Origin of the sequence: Gordonia sp. KTR9 (genome assembly GCF_000143885.2) — a bacterium.
Taxonomy (GTDB): Bacteria; Actinomycetota; Actinomycetes; order Mycobacteriales; family Mycobacteriaceae; genus Gordonia.
In genome coordinates this window covers 4,161,056-4,177,466 of record NC_018581.1, presented here as the reverse complement: position 1 = coordinate 4,177,466, position 16,411 = coordinate 4,161,056, and the positions used below count along the sequence as shown (strand labels likewise).

Below are 16,411 nucleotides of genomic sequence, written 5' to 3'. Positions count from 1 at the left end.
ATTTGGCCCGGACCTGGGCATTCCCCTACACTTGTGGGGTTGCCTGCGGCACCGATGTGTCGCGAATCGGCTCACGAACCCACTGGGGCGGACGGTCCAGGTGTCACAGTCTGGCCAAAACCCCAGGCAGGCGTGTGTTCGATGGCAACAGACCGTGTGCGTCGGGTCGGAAATCCGCCGTACATAAGAAGCCAGGTCAAGGAGACTAACGAGTGATTCAGCAGGAATCCCGCCTGCGAGTCGCCGACAACACCGGTGCCAAGGAGATCTTGTGCATCCGCGTGCTCGGCGGTTCCTCGCGGCGCTACGCCGGCATTGGCGACGTCATCGTCGCCACTGTCAAGGACGCCATCCCGGGCGGCAACGTCAAAAAGGGTGAGGTCGTCAAGGCCGTCATCGTGCGCACCACCAAGGAGCGCCGTCGTGCGGACGGAAGTTACATCCGCTTCGACGAGAACGCCGCCGTCATCCTCAAGGGTGAGAGCGACCCCCGCGGTACCCGCATCTTCGGCCCGGTCGGCCGCGAGCTGCGCGAGAAGAAGTTCATGAAGATCGTGTCGCTGGCACCGGAGGTGATCTGACATGAAGGTTCACAAGGGTGACACCGTGATCGTCATCTCGGGCAAGGACAAGGGCGCCAAGGGCAAGGTCATCCAGGCCTTCCCGAAGACGCAGCGAGTTCTCGTCGAGGGCGTCAACCGAATCAAGAAGCACACCGCCGCGTCGGCCAACGAGCGCGGTGCCTCCTCCGGCGGCATCGTGACCCAGGAAGCCTCGATCCACGTCTCGAACGTGATGGTCGTGGATTCCGACGGCAACCCGACCCGCGTCGGCTACCGCGTCGACGAAGAAACGGGCAAGAAGGTCCGGATCTCGCGCAAGAGCGGGAAGGACATCTGACATGACCACTTCTGAGAAGATCCAGCCGCGCCTGAAGACTCGCTACCGCGAGGAGATCAAGGACACGCTGAACAAAGAGTTCGACTACCCCAACGTGATGCTGATCCCGGGCGTCGTGAAGGTCGTCGTGAACATGGGCGTCGGCGACGCCGCCCGTGACGCGAAGCTGATCAACGGCGCCGTCGAGGATCTGGCCAAGATCACCGGTCAGCGTCCGGAGATCCGCCGGGCACGCAAGTCCATCGCACAGTTCAAGCTGCGTGAGGGCATGCCGATCGGTGCCCGCGCCACGCTGCGCGGCGACCGTATGTGGGAGTTCCTGGACCGCCTCGTGTCCATCGCGCTCCCGCGTATCCGCGACTTCCGCGGCCTGTCGGACCGTCAGTTCGACGGCAACGGCAACTACACGTTCGGCCTAAACGAGCAGTCGATGTTCCACGAGATCAACATCGACAACATCGACCGGCCCCGCGGTATGGACATCACCGTCGTGACGTCGGCCACCACGGACGAGGAAGGCCGCGCGCTGCTGCGTGCCCTGGGCTTCCCGTTCAAGGACAACAACGTTAAGGACAACTGACATGGCAAAGAAGGCTCTGGTCAACAAGGCCAACAAGAAGCCCAAGTTCGCCGTGCGGGGCTACACCCGGTGCAACAAGTGCGGTCGTCCGCACTCGGTGTTCCGCAAGTTCGGCTTGTGCCGTATCTGCCTGCGCGAAATGGCACACGCCGGCGAGCTGCCGGGTGTGCAGAAGTCCAGCTGGTGACTTTCACCCCTCGGATTTCGTAGCATCAATGCGCTCATAGCGCGCATTCCAGCTGCCGATTCAGCAACAGCCCCACCTCGCTCACGCGAAGTGGGGCTGTTGCTGTCAGCGGGTCGCGGCCCATTCGTCGACGAGGCGCGGAAGCTTCTTCGCGTTCGCGGAGAGCGACCGCTGATACGCGCGGATCGCCAGCGCGTCGGCGAGCTTCCCGACAGCCCCGCCGACGCCTGCGTTGCGGATGCGGTAGGTCAGTTCGACGCCGCGGCGGACCTCCGCGAACGTGGCAGAGATGGCGAACTCGAGCGGTGACTCCGTGGAGGAGAACTCGGTGGCCGTGTGCGCATCCACCCGCGTGAACTCGCCGGTCCAGTCGACGGCGCGGCCGAGCCCCTTCATCTGGCCGCGCCAGACGGTCCCGACCGTGACCGGCCCGTCGGTGACGGTCTCGACGCCGATCACGCCGGGCGTCAGCGCCGCGACGTGTTCGGGGATCAGGCAGTACTCCCACACGGTGGCGAGGGGCTGTCGGACGAGGACGGTCGCACTGGCTTCGGGCATGGTGTCGACGTTACCCTCCCGTCGGATTCGGTAGCGAAAGATGGTGTATAGCACCGATTTTCGCTACGAAATCCTGGTCGGTCAGCGGCCGAGGATGCCGCCCAGCATGCCGCCGGCGCCGGACCCCGCAGAGCCTCCGCCACCGGTGCCGCCGACGAATCCGCCGGGCGGCAGTTCGGACGGCTGGACGACGACGAAACCGCGCCCGGAGAACTCGAGGGTGAACCGCTCGCCGGTGCTCCGACCCATGAGGGTGCCCAGGTTGAACGAGTCGTTGGACTTCACCGACGTGCGCAGGCTCGACGACCACGCGACCGCGGCCTGCGGGTCGGCGTAGGTCGCGGCGTCGACGTTCAGGACGACCGGGGTGCCGTCGGTGGTGATGGCGATCCGGCCGCGACCGGTGAACACGCAGTTGAACAGGCCGGCGTTGCTCATCGCCCCGGCCCCCTGCACGCGGGCGATGTCGTAGGAGAGCGACGAGTCGAACGCGAGCACGTTGGCGCCGTTGATGGTGAGGCCGTCGGACCCGTCGAGGTCGATGAGGTGCACGTCCGACGCGGCGTCGGCGAGGAACAGGTCGCCCTGCCCGGTGACCTTCATCAGCGGGACGCCCTCACCGGTCACCGCCTGACGCATCATCCGGCCGAGCCCGCCGGAGCCGAGCGCCTCGAACTTCAGGTTTCCCTGATAGGCCACCATCGAGCCGGTCCGGGCCATCACCTCACCGGAGAGTCCGACCCGACACATCTTGCTGCCCTGCTTCTGGATCCCCTGCCCGGTGACCTCGGCGTGGGACGGCGCGAACAGATCGCTGTGCATGGGGACTCCCTGTGGTTGGGCGGTGACCGGAGGCGGCGGTGTGGACGGTGAATTCCATTGCGACGCCTGCGGTCCGGGCGTCGAAGGTGGCGCGGTCGCAGGCGCTGCCGTCGGAGGCGGCCACGGTTGCGGATCGGTCACGCGCGGGGGTTGGCCGGGCGGAGGTGGTGGAGCGGGCTCGTCGTCGACGGTTATGCCGAAGGCTGTCGCCAGTCCGGCGAGACCGGAGTCGTAACCCTGTCCGACGGCTCGTACCTTCCAGACGTCGTTGCGACGATAGATCTCCAGACACACGACCGCCGCTTCGCTCGTGAGGCCGGCGGGGCTGAAGGTGAGGTCGGTGCCTCCGCCGGTCACCGTAGCGGTGAGCGCACCGGCGGTGGCGAAACTGGTGGGTCCCGTGCCGTCGAGGCTCGCGGCCACGACCACCCGCGCGATCTCACGGGGCAGGGCAGCGGTGTCGATGGAGACGATGTCGGCGGAGCCCTCGGAGCGATAGCCGACGCCGGGTCCGGCGGGCTGGTTGTAGAAGATGAGGTCGGCATCGGAGCGGACCCGCCCGGCGTCGGTCAGCAGGATCGCCGAGGTGTTGACCGGCGATGCCGAACGCACCGAGACGGTCACCGCCGGCGAGGGCAGTGGACGGTTCTCTCCGGCGGTCAGCGTGAGCACGGTGTCCATTGTGCCAACTCTTCTCATGTCGGGGTGCCTGCTGGTCGATCGACACAAGGCTGGGACGCCCGCCTCGGTCCGGACCGACGTTTGTGGTTCGTGTCGCCACCGTCGCCCCGCCGACTGTCGTCCGAGTAGATGCACCCCGAGAAAAAACCAGTGGCGCCGGCAGGCGCCGTCGCGACACCATGAGCGGGCAATCGAGTCCACGGATGCCCGCCGGCATCCTCCACCATCACGTGATCGGCGAATGAACCGCCGGCACACCGTGTTCGAGCGTCAGGAGGGTCGCCATGACCGCACTGGTCCTTGCCATCGTCAGCGGGATCATCCTGCTCGCCGTCGTCACCCGCACCCTGATCGTCACCGTCCGGGATGATCGGGGGCGCATGCCTTATCGCGCGGGATATGACACCCGGCGTCCCTCGCCCTGAGTGCGCGTCGTCTGATCTGGGTGTGGCCCAGCCTCACTCCGCCTTCTTCAGCACCGCGAGCACGGTCAGGAGCAGGATCTTGATGTCGAGCCACAGCGACCAGTTCTCGATGTAGTAGTTGTCCCACTCGGCGCGGTCGGCGATCGAGGTCTGGCCGCGAAGGCCGTGCACCTGCGCCCATCCGGTGACCCCGGCTTTCACCCGGTGGCGTTCGCCGTACCGCCGGATCTGGACCTCGAACAACGAGACGTACTCGGGACGCTCGGGTCGTGGACCCACGAGACTCATGTCCCCGCGGATCACGTTGAGCAACTGGGGCAGTTCGTCCATCGACGTCGACCGCATGATCTTGCCGATCTTGGTCCGCCGGTCGACCCCCTCGACGCCGCCGGGAGCGCTGCCCTCGGTGGGACGGAACTTCTCCGCGTCGGGGTCCTCGGGCCGCATCGAACGGAACTTCAGGCAGTCGAACACCCGCGCGTTGCGACCCACTCGCGGTTGCGCGAAGAAGATCGGCCCGGGCGAGCTCAACCGGACGAGCAGCATGAGGGTGAGGAACAGCGGTGAGATCGCTGCCAGGATCAGGGCCCCGATCACCCGGTCGCCGATGTGTTTGGTCCGGTACTGCCACCCGCGCGGGTTGGTGTGTGGGACCGACATCAAGGGCAGGCCGCCGATGTGGTCCACCCGGCTGCGTCGTCCGACGACGTCGAACATCCGCGGCACGATCCACACCTTGACGCCGTGCCGGTGGGCGATACGGACAGCGGCGGTGAGTCTTTCGACATTGGTGACCGCGAAGGCCACCACCAGGACCTCGGCCTTCGTGGCACGGATCGCCAGGTCGAGTTCGTCCACTCCACCGAGCTGCGCGATCTCGTTGGTCGGGCCCTCGTCCCGATCGGCGCGGGGCGGCGCGCCGGCCGCCAGGATCCCCACCGGCCGGAGGCCGTGCTCGGGTGCCGACACCATGCGGCCCACGACCTGTGCGGTGATCGGCCCGTCGCCGATGATCAAGGTGGGGGACAGCAGGTGGCCGCTCTTGCGCAGACTCCGCTGGATGGTGTCGCGGATGAGACGGCCGAACGGAACCCAGAACAGCGCCGACACCCACACCTTGGTGACCGCGGCGCCGGGCCGGTCGTCGGAGAAGGAGAGGAGCAGCGAGCAGAGCAGGATCATCGCGGCGATCGTGCACCCGGTCATCACCCCGCCGACCTCGTCGAGGAACCGGCGGTTGAGTCCTCGCCGGTACACCCCGCGCAACGCGAAGATGACGACGAGGATCGGCACGAAGAGGATGAGCGTCCACAGCGGCGGGCTCGCGCCGGCGCCGCTGTTGACCCACCAGATCCCCATCGCCACTGCGATCGACGCGGAGACCACGTCGATCGACACGGTGACGATCGTGCTCAGGGGATCGTCGCGGATCAGCTCATGGAAAGTGCGTCTCGTTCCCGCGGTCGCGGGCACCGGGGCGCGCGTCGTCGTCTGCGGGATCTCGGCCTGCGAAACACGGGTCGACAAGTCCACTCCATCCGAACAGCCCCCCGTGCCGACGATTGTAGGTGCACCGGACCGTCTCGCGTGCGCCTACCGGGCACGTGTTGGGCACCGGTTGCTCCACGGCAGGTCAGAGGGGTCAGGAGGCGCTCACTTCCCGAAGATGAGCTCCTGGACCAGGATCGAGAGATCGGACATGAGCTGTACCTCCGCGGAGGACCAGTGATGCGGTTCGGAATCCCAGGCGCAGAACGTACCGATGACATGTCCGTCGTCGTCGGCGAGCGGGATGCCCAGGTAGGCGGTCACCTCGCCGCTGACGGCGGTCGGGTGGTCGGCGAGGAGGGCGTGGTCGGCGATGTCGTCGATGATGAGGGGTGAGCCGCTGACCACCGGAAGGACGCAGAGCGAGTTGACCAGCGTCCGGGTGCTGGGGCCGTCGGGTGTCCCGGACCGGAACGCGATCGCTGCAGTTGCCTGTTCCTCAGGGGTGATGAGATTGACGGCGACATGCGGAACACCCACGGCGTCGATCGTGAGTCGGATGGTCTCGTCGAGGCCGTGGGTCGGCGGGTCGTCGAGGAGCCCGCTGTCCTTCAGGGCGCGCATGCGCTCGGGATCGGACAGGACCGCGTGGAGCGATTTGGCCATGTCGGGATTGCGCCCGCGGACCGCCTCGAGCACGGCGAGAAGGCCGGCCTCGGGTGAGGTGTCGAAGAGCGCGGCCAGCTGGTCGGCGTCCGCGGTCGTCTCGGAGTCGGGAGTGGGGTCGTCGACGGGGTTCACCGTGTTGTCACCGTCCTCGGTGCTCGCGCTCATCGTCACTCCTCTCGCAGCCCGGTTCGACCGGGCAGAACATCCAGCTCACGCGCACGTGTTCGGCGGTCGCTGTCCTGATCGCACGGCGCCGACCCAGTCGGTGGCCGCGGAACCGATGTCGAGTATGCCGTGCGCCTGGTTGCTGACCCTGAGCGCAGTGATGTCATCACCCAGACGGCAGGCCCGGTCGATGGCCGCCGCGGTCCACGGGGCCGGGATGACATCGTCGGAGTCGCTGTAGGCCACGAGCATCGGGGCCGATGCCCGCCCCCGGGGCAGACTCACCTCGCGCAGCCACGTCCGGAGGGCCTCGGTGGCCGCGTCGTCGACCGGCCGGTAGTCCTCGGGTCGGGTCCGTTCGACGACGGCCTGTTTCTGCACGAGCGCGGCGTCGTTGCACTCGAGGAACACCCCGAAGGCCTGTTGCAGCGGTCCGTGGACGTAGTCGTCGATGACCAGTTCGGGGTGGATCGTCTTCAGCCCGGTCAGTACGAGCGGGAGGAACGCGATCTGCTCGGGCGTGAGGGTGCCGGCGGCCATCGAGTCCGCCAGCGGCGCGACGTCGAGCGCGGGACTCATGCTCACCGTGCCGCGCAGGCGTAGCCCACGACCGTAGGTGTCCGCGATCTCGTTGGCGTGGAACACCGCATGACCGCCCTGCGACACCCCGAAACCCCACCACCGGTCGCTCGTGCCGTCGACGACCGTGCGGGTAGCCCGGACCGAATCGATGATGTTGTCTGCTGCCGGCGCCGGGTCGAGGTAGCGGTGGGGTCCAGGGGTTCCGAGTCCCTGGTAGTCGGTCTGCACGACGACGAAACCCTGCTCGAGCAGGGACGCGATGAGACCGATGGTGCCCAGCAGGTTCCCGTAGAGCGAGGGGGCACAGTTGCCCGCGGTGCCGGTCGTCGGGTGCCCGACCGCCAGGATCTCCCAGCCACCAGCCGGTGCGCGGCCGCGCGGCACGAAGGCCGCGGCCGAGACCGGAACCAGTCGATCGCCGGCCGGATCGGTCGACAGATAGCGGAAGCGAACGGTGCGATCGACGAGGCGCCGCAGCGCGATGTAGGCGTCGGTCGGTACCGGTGCGCCGACGAGGTCGCCCGCCGATGCCCCGACCGGTGCCGCGAACTCTCGCGACCCGCCGTCGGAGGCAGGACCGGGAGCCGACGAGCACGCGGCGGCGACCAGGACGGTGACGACGAGGAGGGCCACGAGCACGGGCGTGCGCCCGACGTGCCGCGACGCCACCGTCATGACCGTGTGAGCAGTCGATCCAGCAGCGACACCGGATCCTCACAGAGGTGGTCGAGGGCCGCTTCGATCACCGGGCGCCCGACGAAGTCGCTGCAGAACGTCGTCGTGAAGCTCCGTGAACCGTCGATCTCGCTGACGAGCATGCTCGCCGCGTCCGGCCCGTCCGGTTCGACGTAGGCGAACAGGTGGTGCGACGCCGATGCGGGCTCCCACGGCAGGTCGCCGAAGATCCCGACGCGGCCCAGATCGCTGACCGACAGGCGCAACCGGTCGGGCACCTCGACCCGGGATGGGACCGTGCCCTCGCCCGGTGTCGACGGGCGCAGCCGCATCCGCAGTTCACCGGCAGCCAGGATGGCCGCGGGCCAGCCGGATTCGGCGACCGCGCGGATACGGTCCCCGATCTCCATCGGCGTCGCGTCGGGCGGGAAGAGCAGCGGGATGCCCACGGCGAAGTTCCCGTGGTCCTCGGCGTGCTCGGCGTCGAGATAGCGGCGGCAGTCGAAGAGGATCTGGGTGCGGTCGTCGAGGGGGACGCCCTGCGCGGCCAGCGCGGCGCGCCACAGTCCGACGGTCACCGCCGCCGACGACATCCGGACGCCCGTGTCGGCGATCGCCCGCTTGAGTTCGGCCGTCTGGCACGGGCGCATGGCGGCGGTGACGGCACAGCGGGTGGAGCGCCAGTCGGTGATCGTGCGCAGCGGTGCGTCGGTGGGCGGCGCGGCGTTGGCTGCGCGCAGGCGCACGATGTCGCGGAGACGTCGCGGATGACGCAGCACATGTCGGCGCAGTGCCTGCCACGCCGCGGCGGACGGCAACGACCGTTCGAAGCGTTCGGTCATCGGGAACTCATGGCGGCTGGCCACACCGGCGATCTGTTCGACGCCGAGGCGGCCGTCACCCATCCCGTGGGTGTGGTCGATGACCAGCCACTGCCCGCACACCAGCACCTCGAGCCGGGGCAGCGGTTCGGGACGATTGCGCAGGTGCGTCATGATGTCGCCGACCGGCAGGTCGGCGAGGTCGGGACGTTTGCACACCTGTGGCCGGGTCTCGACGTCGTGCGCCCAGGCGGCCGACGCCGGGTCGGGGACGAGGCTGAGTCTCGAGTTCGGCGTCCAGGCCCGTGCCAGGCGGCTGCGGATGACATCGAGGTCCAGCGGCGCCATCGGACCGGTCACCGAGATCGTGCGGGACGTGGCCAGCGCACGGTCCAGTACGGACGCGCGCTGGAGCCCGGCTGCCCCGGGGTTCCTAGATCGCCGCATCGACGACCTCGCGCATCTCGTCGCGGAACCGTTCGCGCCGGAATCGTTCAGCCCAGGCCCGGATCTCGGAACGGTCGTAGTCGTCGACGTCGAAGTTGCGCAACGAGGCCGCCAGACGCTCGACGATCTCGTCGTCGCTGCCGGGCTCGATGAGCAGACCGGTCGAGCCGGGCACGACGGTGTCGAGCGCGCCGCCCTCCCCGAGCGCGATGACGGGGGTGCCGGTGGCCATCGCCTCGACGGGCACGATCCCGAAATCCTCGATCCCCGGCATCAGGACCGCCCGGGCGCTGCGATGCAGGTTCAGCAGGGTGTCGTGGGGGACGCGGCCGAGGAACGTCGTCTTCGGCCCGGCGAGTTCTCGGCACTGCTCCATGGCCCGGCCGTCCCCGGCGACCACGAGGCGGACGTCGGCGCGGGCGGCGGCCGCGATCGCGAGGTCGGGCCGCTTGTACGGGACCAGCCGGCCGGCGAGGAGGTAGAAGTCCTCGCGGGGGACGGCGGGATCGGGGGTGAAGCCGTCGAGGTCGACCGGTGGGTGCACGACGACCGACTCGCGTCCCCAGTGCTCGCGGATGCGCTCGGCGACCGCGGAGGAATTCGCGACGACGGTGTGCAGGCGGGGAGCGGCCCCGACCTCACAGCGCCGGGCGGCGACCGACAGCGCCGACAGGATCGCGGCGCCGGCGGCGCCACCGCCTTCGCCGGCCCGCAGCGACGGGTCCCACGCCCAGCGGGCCGGACTGTGCACGTAGGCGATGACGGGGGCCTGCGTCGCGTGCACCGCCTGCGTGGCGAAGGCGTGATGGCTGGTGACGACCGCGTCGGCATCCCGTAACGGCATCCGCCGGAACGCCAGCGGCATCAGCGGGAGCAGCGGCGCGTAGCTGCGTTCACCGAGCAGGCGGTAGGCACGATTCAGCGACGAGGTGATCGGCGGCTCGGTCAACCCGGCCGGGACACCCGCGGGCCGGGCGATCGGCGCATGGACCTCGACGCGTGGCCACGTCGCGGCCAGCTGTTCGACGACGTGCTCGGATCCGGCTATCTCGGTGAGTCGTTCGTGGACGACGGCGATGCGGTCACCGGGCATTGCTGCCCACATCTCCCGAAGCGGTTCGGAACCGGTCGGAATCGTGTGACGTCGTTCCGGGATCGTCATGCGATGCGGCAGGTGACATGGGTGTGGCGGCCTCGGTTCTGGATGCTGCGCTGTCCCCGGCGGTCTCGCCCCCGACGCTCTCGTCGGGTACCGCGTCGGCGGGGCTGGACAAGGCAGGCGCGGAAGGTTGCTTCCCCGTGCGCTGCACGATCAGATGTCGGGTCGACCCGATGGTCGCGAGCTGGGACAGGGCCTGGTCGGCGGCCTTGCGATCGCGCCCGGACGACGACACGACGACGACGGCGAGCGTGAGGTCTCCCGGGTCGACGCGCTGCCACCAGGCGTCGGTGAGAGGGTGCTGCGCGACGCGCAGATGATGCCCGGTCGCCGCGTCGTCCGCGGGCGGGACGAGATCGCCGACCAGGCGATCGGCGTCGACGTGCTCACCGGTGAGGATCAGTGCGATCTGTGCTCGGCGGTGACGCTGTGCGAACGCGGGCAGCAGCGTCGACGGCAACGCCGGTTCACCTCGCCGTCCGTAGGTGAGTTGCGCGCCGTACCGGTGCGCGGCGCGGCGCGCCCAGATCGGATTCGGTTTACGGCCGACCCGCCCACGGAACAGCACCAGCAGTTCGGCCGCGATGATCGTCGCGGCGATCCCGGCGACCGCGCCCTCCTGTGCGGGCTTGGGACTGACGGGAATCTCGCTCGCCGACGGTGCCGCGAGGATCGTCAGCGTGTCCGTCGACGAGTTCTGCAGGCGGGTGAGCTGGGAGTCCAGATCGGCGAGGGTGGCGTCCGATTCGACCTTCGCGTCACTACGGTCGGGCAGCGCGCGGTTGCGGACGCGCTCGGCGGTCACCTGCGCGCGCAGCTGGTCGATCTGCCGGGTGATGTCGCGCGCATGGGTGGAGAGGGATGCGGCGGAGATGGCGGTGACCATCGCGCGGGCGACGTCCTCGGCCTGCTGGCTCGTCGGCGCCGTGGCGGTGAAGTCCAAGAGCGTGGGTGCGGTGCCCGGAGTCGTGGTGACATGCGAGCTCAACTCGCCTGGGGTCCATCCGGTGTCGACTTGGGTCAGCACCTGCTGAAGGACGTTCTCGTCGGTGGACAGCGCCACGAACGGGGCACGCAGCTGTTCGACGAATGCGTCGCCGGGGATGATCGTGCCGGCGGGCGTGATCTCGGTGACGACCGTGGCCGAATACTCCTTCGGGACAAGTGCGGTCCGCATTGCGAACACCGAAGCGCCGACGATGATGCCGATCAGGATCGCGGGGACGGCTACGCGGATGAGGTCACGGAAGTGCCCGAACAGGTCGACCGAGGGCGGCGCATCGCGTCGCCCGGCGGCATCGAAGCTGGAGGTCACGCGCGTAACTCCTGTGGTGTCGGATACCCCCCGACCATCCCCGGACATTGCAGTGCTCGATCAGCTGTCAGTTCACCATAGCCAACGACCCGGATGACGGTGGTCGAGGCGGACGGGCGTGGCGTGTGGGCGACAGACGATCTCGCCGGTCATCGCGACGCGAGCATCGTGTACGCCTGCTTCGGAGACCAGTCGCGTCGTACCAGTCCGAAGTTGTGTTCGAGATTGTTCGGGTCGGTGCCGGCGTCCCGCAGCGAGTACACGAACAACGGCCCCAGCCACGGCGCGTCGGTCTGGGCGCCGATGGCGATCGCGATGCTCTGCGCCTGAACGTCTTCGGAGACCGCGTTGGTGCCGGTACCGGTCGGCGCGCCGAACTCGGTCATCCAGATCTTCTTGTCGCCGTCACCCGCCGCGACCATCACATCGCGCATGTCCCACATCCGCGCCGCGGTGCTCCACGACGCCGCGGCCGGGTCGTTGGGCAGCGCCGGATAGGTGTAGGGATGCACGCCCAGCGCATCCAGAGACCGGTTGAACCCGCTCTGGTACATGGTGCGCACGAATGTCAACGGCGCGATGTCGCGGCCGTTGTCGACGCCCGGCGCGAGACCACCGGAGACCACCGCGGCGCCCGGGACCGCGCTCTTGATGGCCGCGTACGACGCGGCGAGCAGGCGGCCGTACTCTCCTGCGTTCGCACGCGGAAGCCAGTAGTTCGCCAGGTTCGGCTCGTTCCAGATCTCCCAGACCGCTATCGATTCGGCGTACCGCTGCGCCGCCGCCGCGGCGAAGGAGGCGAAGACGTTGGGGTCGGCCGGGCGGTAGTGACTGTTGCGCGGGAAGTCGGACGCGCGCGCCGCCCACAACGGGGTGTAGGTCACCAGGCCCAGCGGGCACATGCCGTGGGCGACGACGGCGTTGACCACCCGGTCGATGGGGGCCCAGTTGCGTTGGCCGCGGCGGGGTTCGACGACCGACCAGTCGACGTCGAGGCGCACCGCCCACATGCCGAGATCCTTGGCCACCGACAGCTCTCGGTTCAGATCGGCGTCGGACGCGGCGAGCAGAGCGGCTCCCGGGGAGGCCGCCACCTTGTGATCGCCACCCGCGAGTGAGCACGCGGCCGGTGCCGAATGGGCGTCGCTGCGCACCCATACGATGGCGGTGAGGGTTGCAACGAGGATGCACACGTACGTGAGTGCCGATCGGGTGGCCCGACCGTGCAGGGACCGTGTCATGGATGGTGCCTATCTGACGAGATGCGCATCGCGCGTCACAGGTGCCGGCCGCGGACTTCTTCTCGGCCGGACAACAACTCGTCGAGCATACGCGGTAAGGTCGCCGATTTGTCGTGTCCGTCCGCGATACGGCGCCGAGCCTCTGCGATCAACGCGCGGCGGAGGTCGGCGTCGTCGAGGACGCGTCCGATCGCCGCGGTGAGCGCGGGGGGATCCGACGGCGGGACGAGGACCCCGGCACCGTTGCGCAGGAACTCGGTGGTGCCGCCGTGGTCGGTCCCGATCACGGGTTTTCCGAAGGCCATCGCCTCGAGTACCGACAGCGGCCCGGCCTCCGGCGTCACGCTCGCCGAGAGCACCACATCCCACCGCTGCAGCGCGGTCCGCAGGTCGGTGTGGCCGAGGAATCGGACGCGGCCGGCGAGATCTGGTTTTCCGGCCCGATCTCGTAGTGCGGCAACATGATCGGCGTCGCCGGGGAACGATCCGCCGGCGAACTCGAGTTCGACATCCGGTAGCGCGGCGACGGCGTCGAGCGCGACGGCATGCCCCTTCCAGGGCGTGAGCAGGGCCAGCATGCCGACGACCGGCGGGTCGTGCAGATCGGTCGGGAGGGCGGGGACCGGCCAGGTCACCCCGTTGTGGGCGACGACGACCGGGAGACCGTGTTCGGTGAGAGGTGCCGCGGTCGCCTCCGACACCGCCACCGCGCGCCTGATCACCGGTGCGCTGACGCGGACGACCGCGTGTTGCCGGCCCGACGAAAGGGTGTCGTGCACGAGCCAGGAGATCCTTCCCGCGGGTCGCGCGATGCGTGCGGCGGGGAGTGCGAACAACGAGTTGACGATGGTCGACGTGCCGGCGGGCCGTGATACCCGGCGAAGGATGCGCCCGGCCCGTATCCAATCGAGCACGAGCCGGCCCGCACCCGCGAGACGTGCCAGGCCGCGCTCCCCACTCAGACCGAGCGGGGGGATGGCCACGTGGTCCACCCCGGCCGGGAGTCGTCCGGGCAGCGGGCCGTCGGGACTGACGACCCGCACGGGGTGACCACGATCGACCGCGACGTCGATCAGATCGAGCATCACCTTCTCCGCCCCGGAGACCTGGCCGGTGTGCGCGACGAAGACGATCGGGCGTTCAGATGCGGAACCGGTCATCGGACCACCTTCGTGTGTCGGCCGGGAGGCGCGGTCGCCGCCCGGATCAGCAGGACGGCGGGCCCGGCGACGATCAGCGCCGCGCCGGCCGAGACGACCGGCCACGGCACCGAATCCGTCAACCGGACCCCGAGTGCGCAGGATGCCGCGGTGAGCGCGATCAACACGATGAGCGTGCCGAGCGGGAGCAGACCGGTGATCGGCAGTGTCCGGCCGATCACCACCCAGAGCGCCACCGCCGCGGCGGCGAAGGTGATCACGGTGGCAACGGCCGCTCCGTCGTAGGAGTACCGCGGGATGAGGGCAACGTTGAGTGCGACGTTGAGGGCCAGGCCGCCGACCGCGATCCACGGGTAGCGGTTCGCGTGACCGGTCGACGCCAGCAGGAAGATGCCGAGCACGATGAAGGCCGTGATCGCCGCGCCCAGGACGAGGAACCGGGCGGCGTTCGCGCCGACGACGAACCGGTCGCCGTACAGGAGTCCGATGATGGGCCCGGCGCTCGGCCAGAAGGCGGCCACGGCGACCGCGCCACTCGCGGCGAAGACGGCGGCCGCACTTCGGCATCGCTGGCGCAGGACCGCCGGTTGGCTCGGCCACGCGGCCACCAGAAGCGTGCTGACGGGGCCGATCGCGGCGAGGATGAGGGTGTCCATGATGTCGGAGAACTTGTACCCGATGCTGTAGATGCCGACCGCGTCGAGCGAGTCGAGCAGGCTCAGCAGCAGGACGTCGACCTTCTGCAGTGCGATGGTCAGCGCGAGACCGAGTGCCAGCGGAAGCGCGTCGGAGAGCATCGGTTTCCAGCGCGACCATTCGACGATCCGCGACGGCCGCAGCCCCGACGACCGGCGCATGATGCCGACGACCTTGATGATCAGCGAGAGGATCTCATTCGCGACCGGGGCGAGGACGAACACCAGCAGCACCGGCGCGACCAATACGGCGGCGACCGTCAGGGCCAGCTGCAACACCTGCCCCAGGCTCTCGGCGATCGCGGTGAGCAGGAGGCGGTGCCTGCTCTGGAAGATGACCGTGAGTGCCTGTGCGGGCGTGGCGAACACGACGACGAGACCCGCGACGGCGGTCGCGCGGATGACGTCACCGGGGTACTGCAGCACGATCACGTAGGCGACGGCGATCAGGTAGCCGAGGAAGCCGAGCACGACCCGTAGTGCGATGAACGCCGACGATGTCTTCGCCACGTCGTCGGGATCGTCGGAGATGAGCCGGGCCATCACCGCGCGGCCGACCCCCAGATCGGTGAAGATCGCGGTCAGACCGAGCAGGGCGAACACGAACGAATAGGTGCCCCAATCCTCCGGCGACAGCGTGCGCGCGACGAGAACGCTTCCGGCCCAGCCGAGCGCGGCGATCACGAGGCGACTCACCAGCATTGCGATCGTCGCCCGGGTGGCGGCCCGCGCATCCGAGGCGGGGTGCGGGCCGGTGTCGTCGGTTGGCGCGGTCTTCGGCCCGCTCCCGGCGCCGGTCGCCCGGGTCTGCCATTCGGCTTCGGCCTGCTGTTCGACCACCACGTCGGACGGCAGTGGGCCGGTGACATCAGGGCTCACGGCACCCCCGGAGCGGGTGGGTCGATGCCGGCAGCGCGGTAGGCCTCGACCGTCCGGCGGGCGGTGGTGTCCCAGGTCAGCGCCGACGCGACCGCGGTACCGGCGGCGACGAGCTCGGCGCGGGCGGCATCGTCGCGGACGAGGGGTTCGACGGCGCGGACCCAGTCGTCCTCGTCGTGGCCCTCGACCAGGGTCGCGCCGTTCCCCACGACCTGCGGAAGCGCGCCGACCGCGCTCGCGACGACGGCGCCCCCACACGCCATCGCCTCGACCGGCGGCAGGCCGTACCCCTCGTAGAAGGAGGCGTAGGCGGTCACGGTCGCCGCGGCGTAGAGCGACGGCAGGTCCTCGACGTCGACGTAGCCGAGCCCAACCGCCGACGACGGCGCATCGGGCCCCGTCGAACCGGCGCCGCCCAGCACACACGGGATGTCGAGGCGCCGCGCCACCGCCGCCACCAGCTCGACGTTCTTGCGGGGTTCGACGGTGCCGATCTGCATCACGAAGCGTTCGGGCAGATCGTATTTCGCCCGGACGCGCTCGACGTCGGCGTCCGACGGCGGCCGCGCCCACTCGGCGGGCGCGAGTTCGGTGACGTAGGCCTCCCGCCCGCACGTCTCGCGGATCCGTTCGGCGGTGAACTCGGAGACGGCGATCAGGACGTCGGCGCGACGAAGTGTCGTGCGGACGAGTACGGATTCGCCCGCGGCGCGGAACCTGCTCGACGCGGACGGCATGTCGAGCACCGACAGGTCGTGGACGGTCGCGACCGTCGTGTCCGGACCGATGATCGGCAGGTCGACGTCGAGGCCGTGGAACACCCCGCCGGACCGGGTGGGCAGTACACCGAACAGTGCGCGCCGGACACCGTCGGCGACCGGACGCTCCACCGGCGCGATCGACGACGGCAGTTCACCGACCGCGTCGGTCTGGACGACCGCGGACAAGGGGGTGCGGTTCAG

At 69.3% G+C, this 16,411-nt stretch carries 17 protein-coding genes; 5 read left to right on the top strand and 12 right to left on the bottom strand.

The annotated features are described in order from the left end of the window. Positions 1-212 precede the first annotated feature (212 nt). Genes rplN through KTR9_RS19670 form a run of 4 tightly spaced genes read left to right on the top strand, consistent with a single transcriptional unit; the run spans position 213 to position 1,667 of the window. Entirely contained in the window at positions 213-581 is a 369-nt protein-coding gene (gene rplN, locus KTR9_RS19685) for a 50S ribosomal protein L14 (protein ID WP_004019493.1), read from the top strand. A gap of 1 nt (position 582) precedes the next feature. Beyond that, entirely contained in the window at positions 583-900 is a 318-nt protein-coding gene (gene rplX / locus KTR9_RS19680; RefSeq protein ID WP_005197643.1) for a 50S ribosomal protein L24, read from the top strand. A gap of 1 nt (position 901) precedes the next feature. Continuing rightward, complete coding sequence (gene rplE / locus KTR9_RS19675; RefSeq protein WP_010842239.1) at positions 902-1,480, top strand: 50S ribosomal protein L5; 579 nt, start codon at positions 902-904, stop codon at positions 1,478-1,480. 1 nt (position 1,481) lies between these two features. After that, complete coding sequence (locus tag KTR9_RS19670) at positions 1,482-1,667, top strand: type Z 30S ribosomal protein S14 (RefSeq protein WP_005197641.1); 186 nt, start codon at positions 1,482-1,484, stop codon at positions 1,665-1,667. A 105-nt stretch (positions 1,668-1,772) separates the two neighbouring features. Here KTR9_RS19670 and KTR9_RS19665 read toward each other — a convergent pair whose 3' ends face one another. After that, positions 1,773-2,225 carry an SRPBCC family protein gene (locus KTR9_RS19665; RefSeq protein ID WP_044508132.1) on the bottom strand — a complete coding sequence of 151 codons (453 nt, stop codon included), beginning with the start codon at positions 2,223-2,225 and terminating at the stop codon, positions 1,773-1,775. 81 nt (positions 2,226-2,306) lie between these two features. Further along, a complete protein-coding gene (locus KTR9_RS19660; protein WP_014927830.1) occupies positions 2,307-3,728 on the bottom strand; it encodes an AIM24 family protein in 1,422 nt (473 codons plus the stop codon). A 284-nt stretch (positions 3,729-4,012) separates the two neighbouring features. Here KTR9_RS19660 and KTR9_RS27635 point away from each other — a divergent pair, with 284 nt between their 5' ends. Beyond that, complete coding sequence (locus KTR9_RS27635) at positions 4,013-4,153, top strand: hypothetical protein (protein ID WP_014927829.1); 141 nt, start codon at positions 4,013-4,015, stop codon at positions 4,151-4,153. Positions 4,154-4,186: 33 nt separating this feature from the next. Here KTR9_RS27635 and KTR9_RS19655 read toward each other — a convergent pair whose 3' ends face one another. The 10 genes from KTR9_RS19655 to KTR9_RS19610 all read right to left on the bottom strand — a co-directional run bounded on the left by KTR9_RS19655 (position 4,187) and on the right by KTR9_RS19610 (position 16,396). After that, positions 4,187-5,680, bottom strand: coding sequence for a sugar transferase (locus KTR9_RS19655; RefSeq protein ID WP_014927828.1), 1,494 nt, complete (start codon positions 5,678-5,680; stop codon positions 4,187-4,189). A 126-nt stretch (positions 5,681-5,806) separates the two neighbouring features. Continuing rightward, positions 5,807-6,475, bottom strand: coding sequence for a GAF domain-containing protein (locus KTR9_RS19650; protein ID WP_014927827.1), 669 nt, complete (start codon positions 6,473-6,475; stop codon positions 5,807-5,809). A gap of 45 nt (positions 6,476-6,520) precedes the next feature. Next, positions 6,521-7,732, bottom strand: a complete 1,212-nt coding sequence (locus KTR9_RS19645; protein WP_014927826.1) for a lipase family protein — start codon at positions 7,730-7,732, stop codon at positions 6,521-6,523. After that, a complete protein-coding gene (locus KTR9_RS19640; protein WP_014927825.1) occupies positions 7,729-9,000 on the bottom strand; it encodes a hypothetical protein in 1,272 nt (423 codons plus the stop codon). Before KTR9_RS19640 ends, KTR9_RS19645 begins: the two co-directional genes overlap by 4 nt. Then, complete coding sequence (locus tag KTR9_RS19635; protein ID WP_014927824.1) at positions 8,987-10,093, bottom strand: glycosyltransferase; 1,107 nt, start codon at positions 10,091-10,093, stop codon at positions 8,987-8,989. The genes KTR9_RS19640 and KTR9_RS19635 overlap by 14 nt, the downstream gene beginning before the upstream one ends. Beyond that, positions 10,083-11,474 carry a hypothetical protein gene (locus KTR9_RS19630; RefSeq protein ID WP_014927823.1) on the bottom strand — a complete coding sequence of 464 codons (1,392 nt, stop codon included), beginning with the start codon at positions 11,472-11,474 and terminating at the stop codon, positions 10,083-10,085. Before KTR9_RS19630 ends, KTR9_RS19635 begins: the two co-directional genes overlap by 11 nt. Positions 11,475-11,623: 149 nt before the next feature. Further along, complete coding sequence (locus KTR9_RS19625; protein WP_014927822.1) at positions 11,624-12,715, bottom strand: cellulase family glycosylhydrolase; 1,092 nt, start codon at positions 12,713-12,715, stop codon at positions 11,624-11,626. A 35-nt stretch (positions 12,716-12,750) separates the two neighbouring features. Then, the gene (locus KTR9_RS19620) at positions 12,751-13,875 is read right to left on the bottom strand and encodes a glycosyltransferase family 4 protein (protein ID WP_014927821.1); all 1,125 of its coding nucleotides are present in this window, start codon (positions 13,873-13,875) and stop codon (positions 12,751-12,753) included. Next, complete coding sequence (locus KTR9_RS19615; RefSeq protein WP_014927820.1) at positions 13,872-15,449, bottom strand: oligosaccharide flippase family protein; 1,578 nt, start codon at positions 15,447-15,449, stop codon at positions 13,872-13,874. The genes KTR9_RS19620 and KTR9_RS19615 overlap by 4 nt, the downstream gene beginning before the upstream one ends. After that, positions 15,446-16,396 (bottom strand): glycosyltransferase family 4 protein, encoded by a 951-nt coding sequence (locus KTR9_RS19610; protein WP_014927819.1) that lies wholly within the window; start codon positions 16,394-16,396, stop codon positions 15,446-15,448. Before KTR9_RS19610 ends, KTR9_RS19615 begins: the two co-directional genes overlap by 4 nt. Positions 16,397-16,411: the final 15 nt, after the last annotated feature.